The organism is Serratia liquefaciens (assembly GCF_027594825.1).
Taxonomy (GTDB): domain Bacteria; phylum Pseudomonadota; class Gammaproteobacteria; order Enterobacterales; family Enterobacteriaceae; genus Serratia; species Serratia liquefaciens_A.
Map to the genome: position 1 here is coordinate 4,238,801 of NZ_CP088930.1, position 24,616 is coordinate 4,263,416.

At 57.5% G+C, this 24,616-nt stretch carries 25 protein-coding genes; 15 read left to right on the forward strand and 10 right to left on the reverse strand.

What is annotated here, in order from left to right; genetic code table 11:
- Window positions 1–74: 74 nt before the first annotated feature.
- The 4 genes from fur to ybfF form a co-directional block, all read right to left on the reverse strand.
- Window positions 75–521: a ferric iron uptake transcriptional regulator gene (fur, locus tag LQ945_RS19445; RefSeq protein ID WP_020825646.1), complete on the reverse strand. Its 447-nt coding sequence runs from the start codon at window positions 519–521 to the stop codon at window positions 75–77.
- Window positions 522–840: 319 nt separating this feature from the next.
- Window positions 841–1,380 (reverse strand): flavodoxin FldA, encoded by a 540-nt coding sequence (gene fldA, locus LQ945_RS19450; protein WP_262240380.1) that lies wholly within the window; start codon window positions 1,378–1,380, stop codon window positions 841–843.
- Window positions 1,381–1,609: 229 nt separating this feature from the next.
- Window positions 1,610–1,897, reverse strand: coding sequence for a LexA regulated protein (ybfE, locus tag LQ945_RS19455; RefSeq protein WP_004949692.1), 288 nt, complete (start codon window positions 1,895–1,897; stop codon window positions 1,610–1,612).
- A 292-nt stretch (window positions 1,898–2,189) separates the two neighbouring features.
- Window positions 2,190–2,963, reverse strand: coding sequence for an esterase (gene ybfF, locus LQ945_RS19460; RefSeq protein WP_270101503.1), 774 nt, complete (start codon window positions 2,961–2,963; stop codon window positions 2,190–2,192).
- Window positions 2,964–3,272: 309 nt separating this feature from the next.
- On the opposite strand from ybfF, the gene seqA reads away from it, so the two are divergent.
- From seqA to LQ945_RS19480, 4 genes are all read left to right on the forward strand, one after another.
- Window positions 3,273–3,812 (forward strand): replication initiation negative regulator SeqA, encoded by a 540-nt coding sequence (gene seqA, locus LQ945_RS19465; protein WP_044548891.1) that lies wholly within the window; start codon window positions 3,273–3,275, stop codon window positions 3,810–3,812.
- A 77-nt stretch (window positions 3,813–3,889) separates the two neighbouring features.
- Window positions 3,890–5,533, forward strand: a complete 1,644-nt coding sequence (gene pgm / locus LQ945_RS19470; protein WP_270101504.1) for a phosphoglucomutase (alpha-D-glucose-1,6-bisphosphate-dependent) — start codon at window positions 3,890–3,892, stop codon at window positions 5,531–5,533.
- A gap of 188 nt (window positions 5,534–5,721) precedes the next feature.
- Complete coding sequence (locus LQ945_RS19475; RefSeq protein WP_270101505.1) at window positions 5,722–6,384, forward strand: PadR family transcriptional regulator; 663 nt, start codon at window positions 5,722–5,724, stop codon at window positions 6,382–6,384.
- Window positions 6,384–6,683 (forward strand): DUF3861 domain-containing protein, encoded by a 300-nt coding sequence (locus LQ945_RS19480; protein ID WP_270101506.1) that lies wholly within the window; start codon window positions 6,384–6,386, stop codon window positions 6,681–6,683. Before LQ945_RS19475 ends, LQ945_RS19480 begins: the two co-directional genes overlap by 1 nt.
- A 69-nt stretch (window positions 6,684–6,752) precedes the next feature.
- On the opposite strand, the gene kdpE is transcribed toward LQ945_RS19480, so the two are convergent.
- The 6 genes from kdpE to kdpF form a co-directional block, all read right to left on the reverse strand.
- Window positions 6,753–7,442 (reverse strand): two-component system response regulator KdpE, encoded by a 690-nt coding sequence (kdpE, locus tag LQ945_RS19485; RefSeq protein ID WP_020825653.1) that lies wholly within the window; start codon window positions 7,440–7,442, stop codon window positions 6,753–6,755.
- Between the two features lie 18 nt (window positions 7,443–7,460).
- On the reverse strand, window positions 7,461–10,154 hold the full coding sequence (kdpD, locus tag LQ945_RS19490; protein ID WP_270101507.1) for a two-component system sensor histidine kinase KdpD: 2,694 nt from the start codon (window positions 10,152–10,154) through the stop codon (window positions 7,461–7,463).
- A gap of 75 nt (window positions 10,155–10,229) precedes the next feature.
- Entirely contained in the window at window positions 10,230–10,799 is a 570-nt protein-coding gene (gene kdpC / locus LQ945_RS19495; RefSeq protein WP_270101508.1) for a potassium-transporting ATPase subunit KdpC, read from the reverse strand.
- 19 nt (window positions 10,800–10,818) lie between these two features.
- On the reverse strand, window positions 10,819–12,888 hold the full coding sequence (gene kdpB / locus LQ945_RS19500) for a potassium-transporting ATPase subunit KdpB (protein WP_269934397.1): 2,070 nt from the start codon (window positions 12,886–12,888) through the stop codon (window positions 10,819–10,821).
- Window positions 12,889–12,914: 26 nt separating this feature from the next.
- A complete protein-coding gene (gene kdpA, locus LQ945_RS19505) occupies window positions 12,915–14,603 on the reverse strand; it encodes a potassium-transporting ATPase subunit KdpA (protein ID WP_270101509.1) in 1,689 nt (562 codons plus the stop codon).
- Complete coding sequence (gene kdpF, locus LQ945_RS19510) at window positions 14,603–14,707, reverse strand: K(+)-transporting ATPase subunit F (RefSeq protein ID WP_270101510.1); 105 nt, start codon at window positions 14,705–14,707, stop codon at window positions 14,603–14,605. The genes kdpA and kdpF overlap by 1 nt, the downstream gene beginning before the upstream one ends.
- 444 nt (window positions 14,708–15,151) lie before the next feature.
- On the opposite strand from kdpF, the gene LQ945_RS19515 reads away from it, so the two are divergent.
- The 11 genes from LQ945_RS19515 (at window position 15,152) to pcp (ending at window position 24,589) form a co-directional block, all read left to right on the forward strand.
- Window positions 15,152–15,358: a YbfA family protein gene (locus tag LQ945_RS19515; RefSeq protein WP_182823489.1), complete on the forward strand. Its 207-nt coding sequence runs from the start codon at window positions 15,152–15,154 to the stop codon at window positions 15,356–15,358.
- A gap of 144 nt (window positions 15,359–15,502) precedes the next feature.
- The gene (locus LQ945_RS19520; RefSeq protein ID WP_270101511.1) at window positions 15,503–16,456 is read left to right on the forward strand and encodes a YbgA family protein; all 954 of its coding nucleotides are present in this window, start codon (window positions 15,503–15,505) and stop codon (window positions 16,454–16,456) included.
- A gap of 15 nt (window positions 16,457–16,471) precedes the next feature.
- The gene (gene phrB, locus LQ945_RS19525) at window positions 16,472–17,902 is read left to right on the forward strand and encodes a deoxyribodipyrimidine photo-lyase (RefSeq protein WP_270101512.1); all 1,431 of its coding nucleotides are present in this window, start codon (window positions 16,472–16,474) and stop codon (window positions 17,900–17,902) included.
- A gap of 22 nt (window positions 17,903–17,924) precedes the next feature.
- Window positions 17,925–18,905 (forward strand): MBL fold metallo-hydrolase, encoded by a 981-nt coding sequence (locus tag LQ945_RS19530; protein WP_270101513.1) that lies wholly within the window; start codon window positions 17,925–17,927, stop codon window positions 18,903–18,905.
- An 18-nt stretch (window positions 18,906–18,923) separates the two neighbouring features.
- Complete coding sequence (locus LQ945_RS19535; protein WP_262240369.1) at window positions 18,924–19,667, forward strand: type 2 GTP cyclohydrolase I; 744 nt, start codon at window positions 18,924–18,926, stop codon at window positions 19,665–19,667.
- A gap of 152 nt (window positions 19,668–19,819) precedes the next feature.
- Complete coding sequence (gene pxpB, locus LQ945_RS19540; RefSeq protein ID WP_269934391.1) at window positions 19,820–20,476, forward strand: 5-oxoprolinase subunit PxpB; 657 nt, start codon at window positions 19,820–19,822, stop codon at window positions 20,474–20,476.
- Window positions 20,470–21,402 carry a 5-oxoprolinase subunit PxpC gene (pxpC, locus tag LQ945_RS19545; RefSeq protein ID WP_270101514.1) on the forward strand — a complete coding sequence of 311 codons (933 nt, stop codon included), beginning with the start codon at window positions 20,470–20,472 and terminating at the stop codon, window positions 21,400–21,402. The genes pxpB and pxpC overlap by 7 nt, the downstream gene beginning before the upstream one ends.
- A complete protein-coding gene (gene pxpA, locus LQ945_RS19550) occupies window positions 21,392–22,129 on the forward strand; it encodes a 5-oxoprolinase subunit PxpA (RefSeq protein ID WP_270101515.1) in 738 nt (245 codons plus the stop codon). Before pxpC ends, pxpA begins: the two co-directional genes overlap by 11 nt.
- Before the next feature lie 58 nt (window positions 22,130–22,187).
- On the forward strand, window positions 22,188–22,919 hold the full coding sequence (locus LQ945_RS19555; RefSeq protein ID WP_044548910.1) for a DUF969 domain-containing protein: 732 nt from the start codon (window positions 22,188–22,190) through the stop codon (window positions 22,917–22,919).
- The gene (locus LQ945_RS19560) at window positions 22,916–23,935 is read left to right on the forward strand and encodes a DUF979 domain-containing protein (RefSeq protein ID WP_044548911.1); all 1,020 of its coding nucleotides are present in this window, start codon (window positions 22,916–22,918) and stop codon (window positions 23,933–23,935) included. Before LQ945_RS19555 ends, LQ945_RS19560 begins: the two co-directional genes overlap by 4 nt.
- Before the next feature lie 9 nt (window positions 23,936–23,944).
- Window positions 23,945–24,589: a pyroglutamyl-peptidase I gene (gene pcp, locus LQ945_RS19565; RefSeq protein ID WP_270101516.1), complete on the forward strand. Its 645-nt coding sequence runs from the start codon at window positions 23,945–23,947 to the stop codon at window positions 24,587–24,589.
- The last annotated feature ends 27 nt before the right edge of the window (window positions 24,590–24,616 follow it).

Genomic DNA, 24,616 nt, shown 5'->3' on the forward strand with positions numbered 1-24,616 from the left:
GGGGATTTTTTATTCCGCTATTGCAGGCATAAAAAAACCGCCGTTAAGGCGGTTCTCAATGCCGTTTAAGGGCATTATTTCTTGTCGTGCAGGGTGTCGTCTTCGCGGCAGTCACCAGTTTCACAGTGGCCGTACAGGTACAGGCTGTGGTTGGTGAGCTTGATGCCGTGCTGTTTGGCGATATCACGCTGACGTACTTCGATAGACTCATCGCTAAATTCGATCACTTTGCCGCAGTCCAGGCAAATCAGGTGATCGTGGTGATGCTGCTGGGTCAGCTCGAACACGGACTTGCCGCCTTCGAAGTTGTGACGGGTCACAATGCCGGCATCATCAAATTGGTTCAGTACGCGGTAAACTGTAGCCAGGCCAATTTCTTCGCCCATATCTATCAGTTTTTTGTACAGATCTTCCGCACTGACGTGATGGCATTCCGGATTTTGCAGTACTTCCAGGATTTTGAGTCGCGGAAGCGTGACTTTTAAGCCGGCCTTCTTCAATGCGGTGTTGTTGTCAGTCATGCGGATTCAGTCCTGTTACTATGCTAATCAAGTTGAGGCATTCTCGCCTGTGGCATCGGTCGGCACAAAGAGTTAATTGCGTCTCATTATAGAACCGGTTGCCCTAAATGGAAACCGCCGGTTGTTAACAAAGCTATAATTGCACAATTGCATGTTATACACGCAACGTCTTGATGAATGGGATAAACCGAAAACTCAGTCTACCTTGACGGTGTGGGAAGTTACAAATCTGTAGCTTCTATTGCAGTAATCAGTACTGCCAATGATGGCCCTGCCGGCACACTATGCACTTTGCAGGGCTTTTGTTCAACCTTTGGCGTTATCCGACGATTTCGGCCAGGCTCAGCTCTTCGACGATTTGTTTTACCCAGCCTTCGACACGTTCGTTGGTCAGTTCAGGTTGGCGATCTTCGTCAATGGCCAGGCCGATGAAATGGCTGTCGCTGGCCAAGCCTTTGGAAGCTTCAAAGTGGTAGCCCTTGGTCGGCCAGTGGCCTACGATAGCGGCGCCACGTGGTTCAATGATGTCGCGAATGGTACCCATCGCATCACAGAAATACTCTGCGTAGTCTTCCTGATCGCCACAGCCGAACAGCGCAACCAGCTTGCCGTTGAAGTCAATTTCTTCCAGCGTTGGGAAGAAGTCATCCCAATCGCACTGGGCTTCACCGTAGTACCAGGTGGGGATACCGAGCAGCAGGATATCGAAAGCTTCCAGATCTTCTTTGCTGCTTTTGGCGATGTCATGAATTTCAGACACCTCTTTGCCAAACTGCTGCTGAAGAATTTTCTGGATCATCTTGGCAATGTTTTCGGTATTGCCAGTGTCGCTGCCAAAGAAAATGCCTACATTAGCCATATCGCGTATAACCTTTAAATTCAATAAATTGCATTCACGATGTTAGCGTTGACTACGATAACACCGATTAAAATGATGCCATGGCAAGAGGTTATCTCTTACCGGTAAGTGCGTATCATGCCAGAAATTTACCCCGGGTATTTATCACTTTAATGCGATGCCGGGTGGAATAAAGCGGTGTTGATCGGGCGTCATCCTTAACGCCGCGCCGCATGTGCGGCTGCAATGATCAATGTTCTGGCTGCTCGTCCGCCAGTTGTGCCAGCAGCATTTGCTCAATAAGCTCGCTGCGGCTGATATTACGCTGTTCCGCCAGTTTGTTCAGGGCGTCCACCGCATCCGCGTTGATCTTCAGTTCCACACGCCGTAAGCCACGGACTTTATCGCGTCGAAGCTGATTACGCTTATTGATTCTAAGCTGTTCATCTCGGGAAAGCGGGTTGGTTTTCGGGCGCCCCGGACGGCGTTCATCTGCGAACAGATCCAGCGTCGTGCGATCCGTTTGTTCTTTTGCCATAGGTAGCGGTACTGCAAGGGAGTTTGCATCAAAAAGCGCTTACACGCTTCCGGACGGTTCGGTTAACACACTTCGGGCCAATAAACCCTAACCCAAATTCACCCCCAGCCTGACGTTAGCGAACACGCTCGGCACGGCGGCAAAATTATAGCGCGCCATATTACCCCAGCAGGTAGAGCGACGACAATGCTTAACTGAGCTGAAAACGCGCTAAGCCGTTATCTTTAGCGCGTTTTTTCATCAGATGGTGACTTTGGCAGGGAAACGGCCCATTTGTTGGGCCTGGTGCGACTCAGGCTTCGCCGAGAAAACGGTGAATGGCGCGCAACACCGCCTCCGGTTTTTCCGCATGAACCCAGTGTCCGGTACCGGCAACGACGTGAGCGCGAGCCTGCGGGAATTGACGGGCAATATCTTCGCGATAGCTGTCCTGCACGTAAGGCGACAGGCCGCCGCGGATAAACAGCGTCGGGTGAGGCCAGGCCGGCACTTCCTGCCAGCCGGTGATGTTCTCGTACTCTTCGATCAGCACCGGCAGATTGAAACGCCATTCGCCCTGGTGGAAGGATTTCAGCAGGAACTGGATCACGCCTTCCTCTTTCAGGTAGCCGCGCATCAATTCCGCCGCCTGCTGGCGTTGGGTAATGCCGGCGGCGCTCACCGCCTGTAACGCGACAAAAATTTCGTCGTGGCGGCGCGTTTGATAGTTCACCGGCGCAACGTCAATGATGATCAGCTTCTCCACGCGCTTCGGGGCGATTGCCGTCAGCGCCATGGCCGCTTTGCCGCCCATCGAGTGGCCAATGACAATCACCTTCTCCAACTGCAAATCATCCAGCAACGTCAGCAGATCCTGTGCCATTTCCGGGTAGGTCATTACCTCCGAACGCGGTGACAGGCCGTGGTTGCGTAGATCGACTTTAATTACGCTGTGACGCTGATTCAGATCGCGCGCCAGCACGCCCAGATTGTCCAAATTGCCAAACAGTCCGTGGATCAGGATCACCGGCAATGCATCGGACTCGGTGGCCAGCAGTTGATAATGTAATTTCATGGCGAAGTTCATACTGAGAGAGATTCAGATTAGGTTATCATGATTAAAACACTCGATGAATAAACCCGTCGCCTTTCAAGCGGCAGCGTTGTTCGCTGTACTTGCTGCAACTTAAAATCCATAGGATAAAACGCGGATTTTTCATGGTAAGGTGCAGGTTTGGCAGCGTCGGTGTCCGGCGGGCTATAGGTATTAGTCTGCTTTTGCCGTATTGGGGCACATTGTTATGTTCGCTCCTGCGCTTTTAACCTTATAATCCCATGGCTTGAATGCCGGATCTGGCTTCAGGTTCTAAGTAGAAAAAAACAGTACTGGATAAAGATGAAAACTATTGAAGTCGACGAAGAGCTCTACCGTTATATTGCCAGCCACACGCAACATATTGGTGAGAGCGCGTCCGATATTTTGCGCCGTATGTTGAAATTTACCGCCGGCCAGCCGCTACGTGCAGCGCCGGCCGCCAGCGCACAGACCGCCGAACAGGAAAAAATCGTTGCTGTATCGCGCCCTCGCGATCGCGTGCGTGCCGTGCGTGAGCTGTTGCTGTCGGATGAGTACGCCGAGCAGAACAAAGCGGTAAACCGTTTTATGCTGGTGCTTTCCACCCTGTATACCCTCGATGCGGCCGGCTTTGCCAGCGCCACCGATGCGTTGCATGGCCGTACCCGTACCTATTTTGCCGGCGATCAGCAAACCCTGTTGGCGAATGGAACGCACACCAAGCCAAAGCACGTTCCGGGCACGCCTTACTGGGTGATCACCAATACCAATACCGGTCGCAAACGCAGCATGGTTGAACACATCATGCAGGCTATGCAGTTCCCGACGGAACTGACTGAAAAAGTTTGCGGCACTATCTAATTTAGCGAACAGCCCGTCATGGTGGCCGTGAGCGACATATTGCCAGGCCGCAGGACAGGGATTAGGGAGATATGTCGATGGCGAATAACCCACGTGCCGGGCAGCCGGCTCAGCAAAGCGATTTGATCAACGTAGCCCAGCTGACGTCGCAGTACTACGTACTGCAACCGGAAGCGGGCAACGCCGCACACGCGGTCAAGTTCGGAACCTCAGGCCATCGCGGCAGCGCGCTGCGCCACAGCTTTAATGAAGCCCACATTCTCGCTATCGCCCAGGCGATTGCCGAAGTGCGTCACCAGCAAGGGGTGACCGGCCCATGCTACGTGGGGAAAGATACCCACGCGCTGTCGGAACCGGCTTTCATTTCGGTGCTGGAAGTATTGAGCGCCAACGGCGTTGATGTGATCGTGCAGGAAAATAACGGCTTCACGCCAACGCCTGCGGTCTCCCATGCCATCCTGTGCCATAACCGTAACGGTGGGGCATTGGCCGACGGCATCGTGATCACCCCGTCCCACAATCCCCCTGAAGATGGCGGCATCAAATATAACCCGACCAACGGCGGCCCGGCAGACACTAACCTGACCTCGGTGATTGAAAAGCGCGCTAATGAACTGCTGTCTCTGCAGTTGAAAGGCGTTCAGCGTCAATCGCTGGATAAGGCCTGGGCCAGCGGCCGTGTGCATGCACAAGACCTGGTGCAGCCGTATGTTGAAGGGCTGGTGGACGTGGTTGATATGCCTGCGATCCAGCGTGCCGGCCTGAAGCTGGGCGTTGATCCGCTCGGCGGCTCCGGCATTGCTTACTGGCAGCGTATTGCCGAGCATTACAAGCTGGATCTGACGCTGGTGAACGATGCTATCGATCAGACCTTCCGCTTTATGCACCTCGATCACGACGGCGTGATCCGCATGGACTGCTCCTCAGTCCCGGCGATGGGCGGCCTGCTGGCGCTGCGCGACAAGTTCGACCTGGCCTTTGCCAACGATCCGGATTACGACCGCCACGGCATTGTGACGCCGGCGGGGCTGATGAACCCAAACCATTATCTGGCCGTGGCCATCAACTACCTGTTCCAGCATCGCCCACGGTGGAGTGCTGACGTGGCGGTGGGGAAAACGCTGGTTTCCAGCGCGATGATTGACCGCGTGGTGGCTGATTTGGGCCGCAAGCTGGTGGAAGTGCCGGTGGGCTTCAAATGGTTCGTTGATGGTTTGTATGACGGTAGCCTGGGTTTTGGTGGCGAAGAGAGCGCAGGGGCCTCGTTCCTGCGTTTCAACGCCACTCCGTGGTCTACTGATAAAGACGGTATCATCATGTGCCTGTTGGCTGCGGAAATCACCGCAGTGACCGGCGAAAATCCACAGCACCACTATGACGATCTGGCTAAACGCTTTGGCGCGCCAAGCTACAACCGTATTCAGGCACCGGCAACTTCCGCCCAAAAAGCGGCGTTGTCCAAGCTGTCACCGGAAATGGTCAAGGCCGATACCCTGGCGGGTGATCCTATTACCGCACGTTTGACGGCGGCACCGGGTAACGGCGCATCGATTGGCGGCCTGAAAGTGATGACCGACAACGGCTGGTTCGCGGCACGTCCTTCTGGTACCGAAGAAGCCTACAAGATTTATTGTGAGAGCTTCCTCGGCGCTGAGCACCGTGAAAAGATCGAGCATGAAGCGGTGGAAATCGTCAGCGAAGTGCTGGCTTCTGCCAAGTAACGCTGCTTCCCCGTGATAAAAAAGCGCTGTTTTTACAGCGCTTTTTTTATGCCTGCGATTTAGATATATCTTTTTCACTTTTCCCCTCTTGCGCATTTAGATATATCGATCTAGATTAGATATATCGAAGTGATTTAGATATATCTAAATTACCTCGGCAACTGATTATCCATTGAGAGGGCTACCCTATGTTTCACCGTTTAGATTTACACCGTCGTCACGGTTGCCGCCATGACAGCGAAGAAGGGCATGAACATCACCATCGCCGTCGTGGCGGTCGCCATCATTTTGGCGGCGATCATGGTGAAGATCATGGTCGGGGAGGGCGCGGCGGTCGCGGTGGCCGTCACCGCATGTTTGAACACGGCGATCTGCGGCTGGTGCTGCTGGCGCTGGTGGCGCGCAAACCGAGCCACGGTTACGAACTGATCAAGGCGATCGACGAGGCGTCTTCCGGTCTCTATGTGCCAAGCCCTGGGGTGATTTATCCGACCCTGACGTTGCTGGAGGAGCAGGATTTCCTCGAGCCGATCACCAGCGGCAACGGCCGTAAAAGCTATCAGATCACCGAGCTGGGCCAGGAAGAATTGCAAAAACATCAGGCCGTCGTCGATGTGATCCTGGCGCGTTTGGCGGGTGCCGGTCGCGGCCACCATCATCATGGCAATCTGGCGGAAGGCATCTCCGACGCCATGAATCGCCTGCGCAGTTTGTTACGCGGCAATGTGATGCGCGCCGATCTTTCGCCACAGCAGGTAGAACGCATCAATGCAGCGCTGCTCACCGCGGTGGCGGCAATCGAAAGTGAAATGAACATTGCCCCGACAGAGACAGATAAGGAGAGCGACTGATGCCCGGCCACCGTTTTCGCATTACCGTCGAAGCCCTGAGCGATCGCCAAGGCGAGCCCGTCGATAAAACGCCGCTGAGTTTTGAGGTGGAAAACCACGACGATATTCTTGGTATCGTTGAGCGTATCAACGCGCGCGAAGATCTGAATTTTGGCGAGAATAACAGCGCGGCCTTCGCCGTCGGCTTGAAGCTGTTCTCTGAAGTGATGATCGAAAACCGCAAGCACCCGGTGTTTGTCCCGCTGCGCGAGGCGTTCAAGGAATTTATGGTGGGGCTGAAGAAAGGCCAAAACGTGTAGGGGTGCCGCATGCTGCACCCGTTTAATCGAATATTGCATCAGCTTAACCGCATGCTGCGCCCGTTAACCTCAAGGCATAAAGCGGTAACCGACGCCGGTTTCGGTCAGCAAGTGTTTTGGCCGGGCCGGATCGGCCTCCAGCTTTTGCCGCAGATGTCCCATATAAATACGCAGATAGTGGCTGTGTTCTACGTAATTCGGCCCCCAGACATGGCTCAATAGCTGGCGCTGGGTGATCACCTTACCGGAATTGGCCAGCAGTTCGGCCAGCAGGCGAAACTCTATCGGTGTCAGATGCAAGTCTTCACCCTGGCGCAATACCCGGCGGTTGATCAGATCGACGGTGATTTCAGAAAAGCTGACCAACGGACTTTCCTGCAGGCTGCCTGAGTGGCGGCGCAAGGCGACCCGCACGCGGGCCAGCAGTTCGCCGATGCCAAACGGCTTGCTGAGATAGTCGTCAGCCCCGGCGTCCAGCGCGGCAATCTTGTCTTCTTCGGCATTGCGCGCCGACAGCACAATCACCGGAATGGCGCTCCATTGGCGCAAATCGCGGATATAGTTAAGCCCGTCACCGTCCGGCAACCCTAAATCGAGAATAATCAGATCCGGTTTGCGCGTGCCGGCTTCAATCAGCCCGCGTTGCAGCGTTTCACTTTCAAACACTCGCAGGCCCTCGCTCTCAAGGGCGGTGCGGACGAAACGCCGGATCTCTTTTTCATCTTCGACAATCAGAATATTGGTTGGCGTGCTGCTCACAAGGCTCCCAGAGTTTGGTTAGAGATCAAAGGATTCACTGTCTATTTCCGGCGGTTTTTCCAGCGGCAGCACAAAGCGGAAGCTGGCACCGCCGTTAGCGCCGTTTTCCGCCCAAATGCGGCCACCGTGCACTTCAATAATGGCACGGCAAATCGCTAACCCCAAACCGACGCCGGGAATGGCCGATTCTTTATTGCCGCGGGAAAACTTATCGAAAATAAGCTGCTTCTTCCCTTCCGGAATGCCCGGGCCATCGTCCCAGACTTCGACTTCCAGCCAGTCGGGCAACGTATGGGCGCGAATGCCGATAGTAGCATCGATACCGGCGTATTTATTGGCATTTTCCAACAGGTTAGTGAAAACTCGCTCCAGCAGGCTGCCGTCGCAGTTGACCAATATCAGCTCCGGCGGCAGCTCAACCTTGATTTGGTGCTGGGTCATCAGCGGTTCCAGCATGTGCAGCGAAGCGCCGACGATCTCCTCCAGCGACTGCCACTCTTTACGCAGGTTAAAGCCGCCGGATTGAATGCGTGCCATATCCAGCAGGTTGTTCACCAGACGGGTAGTGCTCAGCACCTGCTGGCGGATCTGACTGGCCTGCGGGGCATGGTTGGAGCCTTCCGCCGCCAAATCGAGCGTCAGAATTTCCGCCTGGCCGAACAGCACCGTCAGCGGCGTGCGTAAATCGTGGGACAGCGCCGCCAGCAGCGAGTTGCGCAGTTGTTCCCGCTCGGCGTCCAGTTTGGCTTCTTCGGCGCTGCGTGCCAGATGCAATCGCTCCAGCGCGCTGGCAATCAGTACCGCAAAGGTCTGCAACAGCCGCTGCTGTTCCGGCACCATCAGTTGGCGCAGGTTGCTGGGTTCGATGGCCAACAGGCCGAAGGTTTGCTTCGACGTGGTGAGCGGCAGCAGTTGGTAAGGTACGCCCGGCAAGGTGTCGGTACCGGCGCCGGCCGGCATGCCCTTGTCGAAACTCCAACGGGCGATGGCTTCATCCACCGACAGCAATCCACCCGTTTCCCCGACCATTTGCTGCAGCTTGCCGTCTTCCTGCGGCAGCAACAGCACGGTTTTGGCCTGAAAGCTGCTGGTGAGGAAGTGGCGGCTGGTTTTGGCGATGTCTTCGGTGGTCAGTGCCTGGCTCAGTCCGCGGGAGATTTCATACAGATGGCGAGCCCTCTGCTCGCGATAGCGGGCGACTCGGGCCTGGTAACGTACCCCGGCGGTCAGGTTACCGATGGTGATACCGACGATCAGCATGACGCCGAAGGTCAGCAGATACTGCATATCGCTGACGGCAAACGACCATTCAGGTTGGACGAAAAACAGATCAAAGCTGGCGACGTTAATCACCGCGGCCAGTACCGAAGGCCAACGGCCGAAGAACAGCGCCACGATCGCTACGCCGAGCAGATACACCATCACCAGGTTGGCCTGGTCAAAGCCCGGCAACAGCCACTGGGAGAGCAGGGTGATCAGGGCGCAGAGTGCGACGGCCACGGCGCAGCCGCGTAATTGCATGCGCCACTTCTCGGTGAAATTGCGCCCGTCATGCTCTTTCCCCTGCGGCGCAGGGGTGTCGTTTTCCAGCGCGACGATCACCAGATCGAGATCGGGCCCCAGGCGGCCGAGGCGATCGGCAAAGCTGCCACGCAGTTTCCAGCGTTGCTCGCTGCGACGACCGATAATGATTTTGCCCAGATTATGTTCGCGGGCGTAGCGTAATACCGCGCGTTCTTCATAAGGTTCAGACAGGGTAGCGGTTTCGGCGCCCAGTTCCTGCGCTAGCCGCAGCGCCCGCAGGATCGCCCGGCGTTGATTCTCCGGCAAGCGGTGCAGTTTCGGTGTTTCTACATACACCGCGTGCCAGTGGCAACCCAATCGGGCCGCCAGTCGCGCCGCGATACGCACCAGCTTCTCATTGCCGCTGTTATGACCGACGCACAGCAGAATGCTGTCGCGGGTATGCCATACGCGTTCACGGCCCTGAGTATCGCGGAAGGCGCGCATCTGGTCATCGACCCGGTCGGCGGTGCGACGCAGCGCCAGTTCACGCAGCGCGATCAGATTGCCCTTGCGGAAAAAGTGCTCGATGGCGCGCTCGGCCTGGCCGGGAATGTACACCTTGCCTTCATTTAATCGCTGACGCAGATCGTCTGGCGGCAGGTCGACCAGCACCACCTCGGTGGCTTCGTCGAACACGTGATCGGGCACCGTTTCGCGCACACGCACACCGGTCACGCCGCCAACTACGTCGTTCAGGCTTTCCAGATGTTGAACATTGACGGTGGTCAGCACGTCAATGCCGGCGTCCAACAGCTCTTCCACATCCTGCCAGCGTTTGGGATGGCGCGAACCGTAGGCGTTACTGTGCGCCAGCTCATCCATCAGGATCAGTGCAGGATGGCGTGCCAGCGCGGCATCGAGGTCAAACTCTTGTACTAAGCGTCCGCGATGCTGGATGCGTTTTTGCGCCAGCAGATCCAACCCGTTCAGCAGGGCTGCGGTTTCGCTGCGGCCGTGGGTTTCCACCACGCCGACCAGCACGTCCAGCCCCTGGCTGCGCAATCGCTGGGCTTCCTGCAGCATGGCGTAGGTTTTGCCCACCCCGGCGCAGGCGCCGAAGAAAACTTTCAACCGGCCGCGGGGCTTCTCGTTGGCCAGCGCCAGCAGGCTGTCAGGGTCAGGGCGCTGTTGTTCCTCATCCACCATCGGAGTTCCTTTTGCAGCAACGTAAAGCGGGTTCGGCACGCCGAACCCGATACTTATCCTTTAACTCGCGGGGCATTATTTCAATGCGTCGAGCGCCAGGTTCAATTTCAGCACGTTTACCACCGCCTCGCCCATAAAGTTGGGGGTGGCCTGATCGGTGCTTTGATCAATCAGCTTGGCGATTTGCTCCGGCGACAGCTGACGCGCGGCGGCAACTCGGGCCAGTTGATATTGCGCTGCCGCGAGGGAAATCTGCGGATCCAGTCCGCTCCCCGAGGCGGTCAGCAGATCGACCGGGATCGGGCCTTTCATTGCCGGGTTGGCCAGACGCAACTGCGCGGCACGCTCGGCGATGGCTTTATCCAGCGCCGGGTTGGTGGCGGCCAGGTTGCTGCCGGCAGACGCCATCGCATTATAGGCCGAATCGCCGGTGGCAGAAGGGCGGCCCCAGAAATACTCGGGTTTGGTAAAGTTTTGGCCGATTAACGCGGAGCCGACCACCTTATCGCCCTGATACAGCAGCGAGCCGTTGGCCGCGCCGGAAAACAGCAGCTGCGAAAGTCCGGTCGTCAGTAGCGGATAAGCGATACCGGTAATCAACGTCAGCAGGATCAACATCACCAACGAAGGGCGTAAATAAGACATTTTCATTTCCTCTCAATGATTAGCCGGCGATGTGCAAGGCGACCAGGATCAGGTCGATCAGCTTGATGCCGACAAAAGGCACCAACAGACCGCCCACACCATAGAGCCACAGGTTGCGTCGCAACAGCGCAGCGGCGCTCATCGGTTTATAGCTCACCCCTTTCAGCGCCAGCGGGATCAGGAATACGATCACCAGGGCGTTGAAGATAACCGCCGACATGATGGCGGAGGCTGGGGAGTGCAAATGCATCACGTTCAGGGCGTTAAGCTGCGGATAGGTTGCCGCAAACGCCGCCGGGATAATGGCGAAATACTTGGCCACGTCGTTGGCGATACTGAAGGTGGTCAGTGAACCGCGCGTCATCAGCATTTGTTTGCCGATGTGCACAACTTCAATCAACTTGGTCGGGTTAGAGTCCAGATCGACCATGTTGCCCGCCTCTTTGGCGGCCTGAGTGCCCGAGTTCATCGCCACCGCCACGTCAGCCTGCGCCAGCGCTGGAGCGTCGTTGGTGCCGTCACCGGTCATCGCTACCAAACGGCCTTCCGCCTGATATTGGCGAATCAACGCCAGCTTGGCTTCCGGCGTCGCTTCCGACAGGAAGTCGTCTACCCCGGCTTCGGCGGCGATCGCCGCGGCGGTCAGTGGGTTATCACCGGTGATCATCACCGTTTTGATGCCCATTTTACGCAGCTCGGCGAAACGCTCTTTAATGCCGCCTTTGACGATATCCTTCAGCGCTACCACGCCCAATACGCGCGGGCCTTCTGCTACCACCAGCGGTGTACCGCCGGTGCGTGCCACGCTGGCAACCAAATCGTCCACTGCCTGCGGGAAGTGGCCCTGATTGGACTCCACGTGGCGACGGATGGCGTCCACCGCCCCTTTGCGGATCATGCGGTCCTGCACATTGACGCCGCTCATGCGCGTTTGGGCGGAGAAGGGCACGAAGGTGGCGTTCAGCGCCTGCAGGTCACGTTCACGCAGGTTGAAGCGTTGCTTCGCCAGCACCACGATGCTGCGGCCTTCCGGCGTTTCGTCCGCCAGGGATGACAGCTGGGCCGCGTCGGCCAGATCTTGTTCCTTCACGCCCGGCGCAGGCAAGAACTCGGAGGCCTGACGGTTACCCAGCGTGATGGTGCCGGTTTTATCCAGCAGCAGTACATCAACGTCACCGGCGGCTTCTACCGCGCGCCCGCTGGTGGCGATCACGTTGGCCCCCAGCATTCGGCTCATCCCGGCCACGCCAATGGCGGACAGCAACCCGCCGATGGTGGTAGGGATCAGGCAGACCAGCAGCGCCACCAGCACGGTGATGGTGACTACCGAACCGCCGTTGGCGGCGTCCACGCTGTACTGCGAGAACGGAAACAGCGTCGCGGTCGCCAGCACGAACACGATGGTCAGTGCAACCAGCAGAATGGTCAACGCCACTTCGTTCGGGGTTTTACGCCGCTTGGCGCCTTCTACCATGGCGATCATCCTGTCGAGGAAGGTTTCGCCCGGGTTGACGCTGCACTGTACCACCAGCCAGTCGGACAGCACGCGGGTACCGCCGGTTACCGACGAGAAGTCACCGCCGGATTCGCGGATCACCGGTGCGGATTCGCCGGTAATGGCGCTTTCGTCCACGGAGGCTCCACCTTCCAGCACTTCGCCGTCGCAGGGGATGGTATCGCCGGCTTCCACCAGTACGATGTCACCCTTGCGCAGGCTTTCGGCGGACACTTTTTCGGTGGCGCCATCACGGCGCGGCCCGGCCAATTTTTTCGCCCAACTGGTTTTCTTGGTGCCCCTCAGGCTTTCCGCCTGGGCTTTGCTGCGCCCTTCGGCCAGCGCTTCGGCAAAGTTGGCGAACAGCACGGTGAACCACAACCACAGCGCGATACTGCCGGTGAAAGCCGCGCTGCCGTCGGTCTGTCCGGCCAGGATCGCCAGCCAGATGGCCGTGGTCAGGATGCTGCCGATATACACCACGAACATTACCGGGTTACGCCATTGGGTTCGCGGATCGAGTTTTTTCAGCGCATCGATCAGCGCGGTACGGACCAGTGCCGGTTCAAACAGCGCACGTTGTTTGCGAGTCATCTCTTAATCTCTCTCTATGAGCTCTGTTATTTGGCCAGCCAAAGTTGCAAATGTTCGGCCACCGGTCCCAGCGCCAGCGCCGGTACAAAGGTCAATGCGCCCACCAGCAGCACGGTGCCGATCAGCAGACCGATAAACAGCGGTCCGTAGGTTGGCAGAGTCCCGTTGCCCGCAGGCTGACGTTTCTTCGCACACAGCGAACCGGCAATGGCCAGCACCGGCAGGATCACGCCAAAGCGGCCGACGAACATGGCGAAGGCCAGCAGCAGGTTGTAGAACGGCGTATTGACGCTCAGGCCGGCAAAGGCGCTGCCGTTGTTGTTGGCGGCGGAAGACAGCGCATACAGCACTTCGCTAAAGCCGTGCGCGCCCGGGTTAAGGATGCCTGCGCGACCGGCGTCGGTGGCGATGGCCAGCGCCGTGCCCAACAGCACCAGCGTCGGCGTGACCAGGATCGCCAGAGCGGTCATTTTCATGTCGTAGACGTCGATCTTTTTGCCCAGGTATTCCGGTGTGCGCCCGATCATCAGCCCGGCAATGAACACCGTCAGCAGGACGAACAGCAGCATGCCGTACAGGCCCGAGCCCACACCGCCAAACACCACTTCGCCAATCTGCATCAGCCACATCGGCACCATGCCGCCCAGCGCGGTGAAGGAGTCATGCATCGCATTGACTGCACCGCAGGAGGCCGCGGTGGTCACCACCGAGAACAGGCTGGTGGCGAGAATGCCAAAGCGCGATTCCTTGCCTTCCATATTGATGTTGCTGGCACTGCCCAGTTCGCCCAGATGAGGGTTGCCCGCCAGTTCGGCGAACATCACCACCACCACGGCAACCACGAAGATCAGCGCCATCGCCCAGATCAGCGCGTGACCCTGGCGGTTTTCACCGGCAGCCTGACCGAAGGCAAAGCACAATGCGCAGGGGATCAGGAAGATCGCCAGCATTTGCACAAAGTTGGTCAGCACGGTCGGGTTTTCGAACGGGTGAGCCGAGTTGGCACCGAAGAAACCGCCGCCGTTGGTGCCGAGCATTTTGATCGCTTCCTGAGAGGCCACTGGCCCCATCGGTAGCGTCTGCTGCGCGCCTTCCAGCGTGTTGATGTGCAGGTAGGGCAGGAAGTTTTGCAACGTGCCCTGGCTAACGAAGAATAAAGCGATCAACAGCGAAATCGGCAGCAGCACATACAGCGTCACGCGGAACATGTCGATCCAGGCGTTGCCGATAGTGGCGCTGGAACGGCGGGTGAAGGCGCGGATCAATGCAAAGGCCACGGCGATGCCGGTCGCGGCGGACAAGAAGTTCTGCACCGCCAGCCCGGCCATTTGGCTGAGATAGCTGAGAGTGCTTTCACCGCTGTAGGCTTGCCAGTTGGTGTTGGTGACAAAGCTGACCGCGGTATTGAACGCCAGATCCCAGGACAGACCATGGAAGCCCTGCGGGTTAAGCGGCAGTGAGCCTTGCGCCATCAGCAACGCGAACAGCAGCACCAGACCAAGCAGGTTAAACCACAGGATCGCCAGTGCGTATTGCCACCAGTTCATTTCGGCAGGGGTTGTGCCACAGCAGCGCCAAATGCCGGCTTCCAACCTACGCAGCGCGGGCAGCGGCTCTCCTTCAATCAGGCGTGCCAGGAAACCGCCCAGCGGTCGCGCCAGCAGCAGAAGCACCAGCAGGAAGCTGGCAATCAATAAAAAGGCTGAAGCTGCCATCAGAAATCCTCCGCGTTGAACAGGGCATAAACCAGATAGCCCAACAGCAGCAGAACCAACAGCAGCAGAACCAACAGCGCACCACCAATAACGCTGATACTCACAGGACACCTCCAGAGGTGTAGTTTTTGATAGAGCGAGTGTAGGGAGGGCGGTAGAAAGAAGATGAAAAAATAGCGTTGGCCGGTGTAAAAAAAGTATAAAAATGGCTGAAATTACAGCAGAAAATGGCTTTTTAGCCTCGATTTTAGGGGGCGTAGCGCGATTGGGCTCATATTCCTAGGCGTGATGATGAAGGTTTTCGTAAACAGGCTGTAAATAACCACAATGTAACCAATGGTTAGTTAATTATTAACCTTGATGTAACAAAATTACGGATTTGGCGAATTATTTGCGATTTTTTTGTGCAATTTAGTGGTCGGATGAGTAGTAAACTTTCATCAATTGCGCTAAAATTTTGTCCAGTTACCAAATGGTCTTGTTTCTATTGTTTACGCCAGCGCTGTTTCGCAGCAAATCAACGGCCAGGCGTTTTTGAGGAGGTTCGCATGTCTACTTATCACGCTTATTCATTGCATCGGATTCTCCTGCGCCGCAGCGCAGTGATCCTGGCAGGTGTGTTGGCTTTACCGGTAATGCTGTTCCGCAGCGACCGCGCCCGTTTTTACAGCTATTTGCACCGCGTCTGGTCAAAAACCAGCGATAAGCCGGTCTGGCTGCAACAGGCGGAACTGGTGTCCTGCGATTTCTACTGATCGCACGCTACCCCAACGCAAACCCTCGCTTTCCAGCGGGGGTTTTTTTATGGCTGCGGTTCGGGCATGGTGTCGATAGCGTTCGTCTCATGGCGCGAATTATTCTACACTTTTAGTCACATCCAACGCTGCGGGAGCCTATCAATGAGTGACAAAATTCCGGTCGGTATCAGCGCTTGCCTGCTTGGCGAGACGGTACGTTTTGATGGTGGTCATAAACGCCTGGCCTTTGCGGTAGAACAACTGGCGCCCTTTGTGCGTTTTGAGCCGATTTGTCCGGAAATGGCTATCGGCTTGCCGACCCCGCGCCCGGCGCTGCGGTTGATCAAAAAACAACATCACGTGGTGTTGCGCCACAGCAATGACGACAGCATCGACGTAACCGAGCGGATGCAGCAGTTTTCCGAGCAGCGTATTGCTGCTTTGCAGCACCTGTGCGGTTACATTGTTTGCGCCAATTCGCCAAGCTGCGGCATGGAGCGGGTCCGTCTGTATGATGAGAACGGTGGCGGCGCGCGTAAAAGCGGCGTCGGGCTGTTCACCGCCGAGCTGCTGCGGCAAATGCCTTGGCTGCCGGTGGAAGAGGACGGGCGGCTGAACGACGCAACGCTGCGGGAAAACTTTGTCGAACGCGTTTATGCGCTGTATGAGTTGAACATGCTGTGGCGTAAAGGCTTGAGTCGCGGCGCACTGATCGCCTTTCACAGTCGCTACAAGCTGTCGCTGTTGGCGCATTCGCAGCCGGAATACCGGGAACTGGGGCGTTTTGTGGCAGGCATCGACAAATGGGATTCGCTGGAAGCCTTCACCCTCGAATACCGCAGCCGCCTGATGAAACTGCTGGCGCACAAGGCCACTCGCCGTAACCACACTAACGTATTGATGCACGTGCAGGGGTATTTCCGCAATCACCTGAGTTCTGCACAGCGTCAGGAACTGGCGCAGTTGATCGATCGTTATCGGCAGGGCGTGCAGCCGTTGTTGGCACCGATAACCCTGCTTAAACATTACATGGCCGAATACCCCGATCGTTATCTGGCCGACCAACGCTATTTCGAGCCCTATCCCGAGGCGCTGCGCCTGCGTTATGGCCACTGATTGACAAGGAGTTTTATGACCACGCATCTGGTCTGGTTGCGTAACGATTTGCGTATCACCGACAACAAAGCCCTGCACGCCGCCTGTAGCGATCCCGAAGCTCGGGTTCTGGCGGTATTTATCGCCACGCCGCAACAATGGCGGCAGCACGAAATGGCGCCGCGTCAGGCGGCGTTTATCCATGAGGGTTTGCTGCAGGTGCAGCAGGCCCTGGCCGAGCGCGGCATTCCCCTTAACTATCACCAATGCGACGACTTCTCAGCTTCAGTGGATTGGCTGGTGGCGTACTGCGCACAGGAACGGGTGGATACGCTGTTTTACAATCGCCAGTACGAAATCAACGAACGCCAGCGTGACCAACGGCTGGAACAGCGTTTAGCCGGGCAGGTGGTTTGCCAGAGTTTTGACGACAGCCTGCTGCTGCCGCCGGGAAGCGTGCGAACCGGCGGCGGCGAAATGTATAAAGTCTATACGCCATTCCGTAAAGCCTTTATCCAGCGTCTGACCGAATCCGACATCCGCTCTGTTCCCGCACCGAAACCGCGAACCGGTGGCGTACTGCCCACCCCTGCCGCACCCGAGACGTTCGATTATCCACCAGCAGAGCCGACAGGGGATTTTCCAAGCGGGGAAGAGGCGGCTTTGCAGCGATTACGTACTTTTTGCCGGGAGCAGGTGCAAGACTATCTTAAGCAGCGCGATCTGCCAGCCATTGACGGTACCAGCAGCCTGTCACCCTATTTGGCGATAGGAGCGTTGTCACCGCGCCAATGCTTTAACCGCCTGCGCGCTGAATGCCCACAGGTGCTGGAAAATCCCGACGGCGGCGCTTTTGGCTGGCTGAATGAACTGATCTGGCGCGAGTTTTATCGGCATTTGATGGTGGCCTATCCTGCGTTATGCAAGCACCGTCCCTTTATCGATTGGACGGATAAGGTACGCTGGCGGAACGACCGCGAGCTGCTGCTGGCCTGGCAGCAGGGCGCCACAGGCTACCCGATCGTTGATGCCGCTATGCGCCAGTTGAATAAAACCGGCTGGATGCATAACCGGTTACGCATGATCAGCGCCAGTTTTCTGGTGAAAGACTTACTGATCGACTGGCGCGAAGGTGAGCGCTATTTCATGTCGCAACTGCTGGACGGCGATCTAGCGGCCAACAACGGCGGTTGGCAGTGGGCGGCCTCCACCGGTACCGACGCCGCGCCGTATTTCCGCATATTTAACCCGACCACTCAGGGCGAACGTTTTGATCCGCAAGGCACTTTTATCCGTAAATGGTTGCCCGAGCTGGCGGATGTACCGGACAATGCTATCCATCAACCCCATCGCTGGGCAGAACAACAGCAGCGCGTGCTGGATTATCCGCTGCCGATTGTCGACCACAAGCAGGCGCGGCTGGAAACGCTGGCGGCCTTTGAGGCGGCGAAGCGCGGGGAATACTAAGGCAACAGCAAGGAGCGAAATAATGATGAAAAAGGTGCTGGCCCTGTGCCTGAGCGGCTATTCAGCCCTGGCGCTGGCCGGTTTTGACGTGGTGGCGCTGGGCGTGGATGGCGGCGTCAGCGACGGCAATCTGACCTCTTATCTGATCCGCAGCGACAACCAGCCGCAGTATCTGGCGCTGGATGCCGGCTCGTTGTTACCGGGTATCGCCAAAGGGCTGGAAAAAGGCAGTTTCCCGCAGGTGACGCCTGAACTGGCGGCTCCTTATACTCCGCAGGGTTATGTATTCCGCCAACTGATTGGCGCTTACTTTATCAGCCATGGTCATCTGGACCATGTGGCGGGGTTGATTATAGGTTCGCCGGAGGACAGCAAGAAGAATATCTATGCCCAGGCCGATACCATTCTGACCCTGCGCAATCATTACTTTAACTGGAAGGCCTGGCCCAATTTCACCGATTCCGGCAACGGATCGCGGTTGGGAACCTACCGGCTGCAAACGGTGCGACCTCAGCAGCGCGTGACGCTGGGCGTGACGGGGTTGAGCGGCGTAATGTATCCGCTCAGCCACGATCGTTATCCTTCTTCGATGTTGCTGATCTCCGATCGCAGCGGCTCTTTCGCCTATTTCGGCGATACCGGCTCGGATACGCTTGAGCAATCACGTAATCTCGACAGCGTCTGGCGCGTGTTGGGGCCGCTCATCGAGCAGAAAAAGCTCAAGGGGATGATCATCGAAAGCTCCTATCCCAACGAAGTTGAAGATAAAAACCTCTACGGGCACCTGACGCCAGCGTGGCTGTTGAAGGAGTTGAAAAACTTGACCCAGTACAGCGGGGGAGAAGGCTCGCTGAAGGATTTCCCGGTGGTCATCAGCCATATCAAACCCAGCCTGAAGCAGGGAGAAGACGTACGCGCGACCATCAAACAGCAGTTGGATCAGGGCAACGATCTGGGCGTGAAGTTCATCCTGATGGAGCAGGGCGACCGGCAGACATTTTGAATTGAAGAGAGAATTTTTATGCGTAACCTCGATCTTGAAAAGTTGATCAACACCGAACTGAATACCGACGCGTTTCAGGATTACGGCCCCAATGGTTTGCAGGTGGAAGGGCGGCCTCATGTGCAGCGTATCGTTACCGGCGTTACCGCCTGTCAGGCGCTGCTGGATGCGGCAGTGGAACATCAGGCCGACGCCGTGGTGGTGCATCACGGCTATTTCTGGAAAAACGAGGCGCCCTCGGTACGTGGCATGAAGCGTAATCGGCTGAAAACGCTGTTGAGCAATGATATCAACCTGTTCGCTTATCACCTGCCGCTGGACGCGCATCCGGTGTTGGGCAACAACGCTCAGCTGGCGCATCAACTGGGCATCCGGGTGATTGGCGAAGTGGAGCCGCTGGTGCCGCACGGCGAATTCGAGCAGCCGCTGACCGGCGCACAATTGCAGCAGCGAATCGAGAGCCGCCTTGGGCGGGCCGTACTGCACTGTGGTGATAACGCTCCGGCGCATATCCGCCGTGTGGCCTGGTGCACCGGTGGCGGTCAGGGCTTTATCGACAGCGCGGCGCGATTTGGCGTCGATGCCTTCATTACCGGAGAGGTTTCCGAGCAAACCATCCACAGCGCGCGTGAAATGGGCATTCACTTTTTTGCCGCCGGCCATCACGCCACTGAGCGCGGCGGCGTCAAGGCGTTGGGTGAATGGCTGGCCCAGCAGCATGGTTTTGATGTGACCTTTATCGATATCCCGAATCCCGCCTGATTTCCCTGCCAGGATCCAGCCCGGTTTATACCGAGGCTGAATCCTTTTAATAGCCTAATCCCTTATTTTCTCGAAGGTTGTTCTATTGACAGCCGGAGCGCTGTCGCGCATAACTGATGTGTTTTCATCGCGATAATAATAAGGAGAAAAGGGTGCAACGAGCACGATGTTACCTGTTAGGTGAACGCGCGGTAGTGCTTGAACTGTCGCCGCCGGTGACGCTGCCAAGCCAGCAGCGGATTTGGGCGCTGGCCGAAAAGCTGAATCATCATCCCGACGTGCGCGAAGTGGTGCCCGGCATGAACAACCTTACGCTGCTGCTGAAGACGCCGCAGGCCAATGCCGAAATGATGTTGACGCTGTTGCAACAAGGTTGGGACAGCGAGCAGATCCTGGTGCCGGAATCGCGTCAGGTGGATATTCCGGTGATCTATGGCGGACAGGATGGGCCCGATCTGGATGAGGTAGCGCGCCACACCGGCATGACCCCGCAGCAGGTGGTGGAGTGCCATTCCTCCGCGGATTACGTGGTCTATTTCCTTGGTTTTCAACCTGGTTTCTCCTACATGGGCGGCATGCCGGACAAGTTGGCGACGCCGCGCCGTGCCGAACCGCGCCTGTCGGTGGCCGCCGGCTCCGTGGGTATCGGTGGCAGTCAGACCGGTATTTATCCGCTGGTGACCCCCGGCGGCTGGCAGTTGATCGGCCGTACACCTCTGGCGCTGTTTAATCCCTATGAAATGCCGCCCACCCTGCTGCGCCCCGGCGACAGCGTGCGGTTTGTTCCACAGAAGGAGGGCGTATGCTGAAGATCCTGCGTGCGGGCATTTACACCACGGTGCAGGATTTGGGCCGTAACGGTTTCCGTCGTCTGGGCGTCAGCCAGGGCGGTGCGCTCGACGAACCAGCGCTGAGGATCGCCAACCTGCTGGTGGGTAACGATGCCAATGCCGCCGGGCTGGAAATCACCCTGGGGCAATTTAGCGCTGAATTTACCCGATCGGGCTGGATCGCGCTGACCGGCGCCGGTTGCGATGCGCAACTGGACGGTAAGCCGCTGTGGACCGGCTGGCGTTATCCGGTTAATGCGGGCCAGCATCTGATGCTGAAAATACCAAAACGCGGCATGCGCAGTTATCTGGCGATAGACGGTGGTATCGCCGTGCCGGAAATACTCGGTTCACGCAGCACCGACAACAAAGCCGCTTTTGGCGGGCTGGAAGGACGTAACCTGCGAGATGGCGACTGCCTGCCGTTGGGAGCGGGGCGCGAATTGCGTAAGCAAAGCACCGGCGTGAAACAACTGTTGTTCAACAACCGTATCCGGGCCTTGCCGGGGCCGGAATATGACGAATTCAGCGAAGAGGCGAAAGAGTCTTTCTGGCGTACTGCCTGGCAGCTGAGCCCGCAGAGCAACCGCATGGGCTACCGTTTGCACGGCAGCAGCGCGCTGAACCGCACCACCGAACGCGAGATGTTGTCGCATGGCCTGCTGCCGGGCGTGGTTCAGGTGCCGCATAACGGTCAGCCGATCGTGCTGATGGCCGATGCTCAAACTACCGGTGGTTACCCGCGTATTGCCTGCGTGATCGAAGCCGATCTCTATCATTTGGCGCAGATCCGTCTGGGAGAGGCTATCCACTTTGTTCCCTGTACCCTGGCCCAGGCGCAGCGCGCCAAGGCCGAACAGGAGCACTTTATCCAACAGATTGCCTGGGGGTTAGATGAACGTTGATTTGAATGCCGATCTTGGCGAAGGCTGCGCTAACGATCGGGCGCTGCTGCAATTGGTCAGCTCGGCCAATATCGCCTGCGGTTTTCACGCCGGGGATGCGCAAACCATGCGCCAGTCGGTGCGTTGGGCGCTGCAGTACGGCGTGGCGATTGGCGCACATCCGAGTTTTCCCGATCGCGAGAACTTTGGTCGTACCCGCATGCAGTTGCCGCCGGAAACGGTGTATGCGCAGGTGGTGTATCAACTCGGTGCGCTGGCGGCGATCGCCCGTGCAGAAGGCGGGGTAATGGTGCACGTGAAGCCGCACGGCATGTTGTACAACCAGGCGGCCGTGGAGCCGGCGCTGGCGGAAGCCATTGCCCGCGCGGTTAAAGCAGTCGATCCGGCTTTGCGCCTGGTGGGGCTGGCGGGCAGCGAACTGATCCGCGCCGGTGAAAAGCAAGGTTTGGCGACGCGACAAGAGGTCTTTGCCGATCGCGGTTATCAGGCCGATGGCACGCTGGTACCACGGGGTCAGCCAGGGGCTTTGATTACCAGCGACGAACAGGCGCTGGCGCAAACGTTGGAAATGGTACGCCACCATCGGGTTCGCACTCTGGACGGCACCTGGGCCGCCGTTCGGGCCGAAACCGTCTGCCTGCATGGCGACGGTGAACATGCGCTGGAATACGCGCGCACGCTGCGCCAACGTTTTGCCGTGGAGGGCATTAGCGTCAGCGCTGAGTAGTAAGCAGTACACACAACATCACAAACTAAAAAATATTAGAAATTATCGAGGGAATACTATGGAACAGGCCGTTAACCTCTGGCCACTGATTGGCATTGCCGCCATCGTGGTCGGGTTTGTTTTACGCTTTAACCCCGTGCTGGTGGTGATTGTCGCCGGCATTATCACCGGGCTGGCGGCACTGATGCCGCTGGATGTGATCCTGGAAAAACTGGGTGAGGGCTTCTTGAATACCCGTAACCTGCCGCTGATCCTGCTGCTGCCGTTGGCGGTGATCGGTTTGCTGGAACGCCACGGTTTGAAAGAGCGTGCACAGGCATGGATCGCCAAGATCAAAAGCGCCACCGCTGGACGTTTGCTGATCGTCTATCTGTTCGTGCGCGAAATTACTGCCGCCATGGGGCTGACCAGCCTGGGTGGGCATCCGCAAATGGTGCGTCCGCTGTTGGCACCTATGGCGGAAGGGGCCGCGGAAAACCGTTACGGCGAGCTGCCGGAGCGTACGCGCCACCGCCTGCGTGCCATGTCTGCCGCGACGGATAACGTCGGGTTGTTCTTTGGCGAAGACATTTTTGTGGCCTTCGGTGCGATCATCTTCATGCACAACTTTATGCTGGAATCCGGTGGTATCCAGACCGAGCCGCTGCATATCGCCTTGTGGGGCATTCCCACCGCGATCTTTGCCTTCCTGATCCATGCGTTCCGGCTTTACCGGATGGATAAGCAGCTCAGCGCTGAATTGTCGCAGCTTAATCAGGCGGCGCTGCAGGCCAAAGGAGATGCCCAATGACTTTCCAACAACAATATCTCTATTGGCTGGCCGGCGTGGTGCTGCTGATTGTCGCCGTGATGTCGTTCCGCGATCGCGCCAACCCACGGCGCATTACCACCGGCCTGTTCTGGGCGTTGTACGGCGTGGTGTTCCTGGTCGGTGACTGGACCTATAGCCTGTTGGGCGACGTGCTGGGAGAGGGCAGTAACGAAAAACGCATGCTGCATATCATCGTCGGCGTGGTGGTAGTGGTCATGGCGTTGATCGCCGGCTTTGGTGGCGTGCGTCTGGGTAGCTATCATCAACGGACTCCCCAGCAGCGCGAAGAGAGCGCGAAACGCTTGGGTAACCGGCTGTTTATTCCGGCGCTGGCCATCCCGGTGGTGACGGTGGTTGGCGTGCTGCTGTTCAACAATATTCCGTCACTGCAAACTGCGGTGTTCGGCAGCGGCAACCACGCTACCTTGATTACCCTGTTCTCAATGACCGCCGGTTGTTTGCTGGGGTTGGTTATTGCGGTGAAAATGACCCATGAAAAAGCGCTGCAACCGATTCAGGAAGCGCGCCGCCTGCTGGATTCCATCGGTTGGGCGTTTATTTTGCCGCAAATCCTCGCCACGCTGGGCTTGCTGTTTACCGCCGCAGGCGTCGGCACGGCCATCTCTCATCTGACTCAAGAGTATCTGGCGGTGGATAACCGCTTTATTGCGGTGGCGGTTTATGCCATCGGTATGGCGCTGTTGACCATGGTGATGGGTAACGCCTTTGCCGCTTTCCCGATCGTCACTGCCGGTATTGGCATCCCGATCCTGGTGCTGCAACACGGCGGTAACCCGGCGGTGATGGCGGCCATCGGCATGTTTTCCGGCTATTGCGGCACGCTGATGACGCCAATGGCTGCTAACTTTAATATTGTACCGGCGGCGTTGCTGGAATTGCCGGACAAGAATGCGGTCATCAAGGCGCAGGTGCCGACCGGGGTGCTGCTGCTGTTGGTGAACGTATTCCTGCTTTATTTCCTGATGTTCCTTTAAGGAGAACGCATGCAAAAGGTGTTGATCACGGGCTTTGAGCCCTTTGGCGGCGAGCGCGTTAATCCTTCGTGGGAAGTGGTAAAGCAACTCAATGATATGGAGCTTTCCGGCGCGCGCATTATTGCGCGCCAGCTGCCCTGCGTATTCGGCGCGGCGCTGGAAGCGCTCAATGAGGCGATTGATAACGTACAGCCAGTGATGGTGTTAGCTATCGGCCAGGCCGGTGGACGGACTGACATTACGCTGGAACGCGTGGCAATCAATATCGACGATGCGCGTATTCCGGATAATCAGGGGCAGCAGCCGATAGACGAGCCTATCGTTGAAAACGGGCCTGCGGCCTATTTCAGCACCTTGCCCGTCAAGGCGATGGTTGAAGCGATGCGTGAAGCGGGCATCCCGGCTTCCGTATCGCAAACGGCCGGCACCTACGTTTGCAACCATGTGATGTACGGCTTGTTGCACCGTTTAAGCAAACAGCAGGCGATCAAGGGTGGGTTCATTCATATCCCTTATCTGCCGGAGCAGGCTGCCGCACATCCTGGCGCTCCCAGCATGGCGGCAACCACGGTGTTGTTCGCGCTGGAACTGGCCGTCTCCATTGCGCTGCAGGTTGAACACGATTTGAAGGTCGTCGGCGGCGCGACGCATTAATCGCCGTTTTTCCCCGGCGCGGTTTGT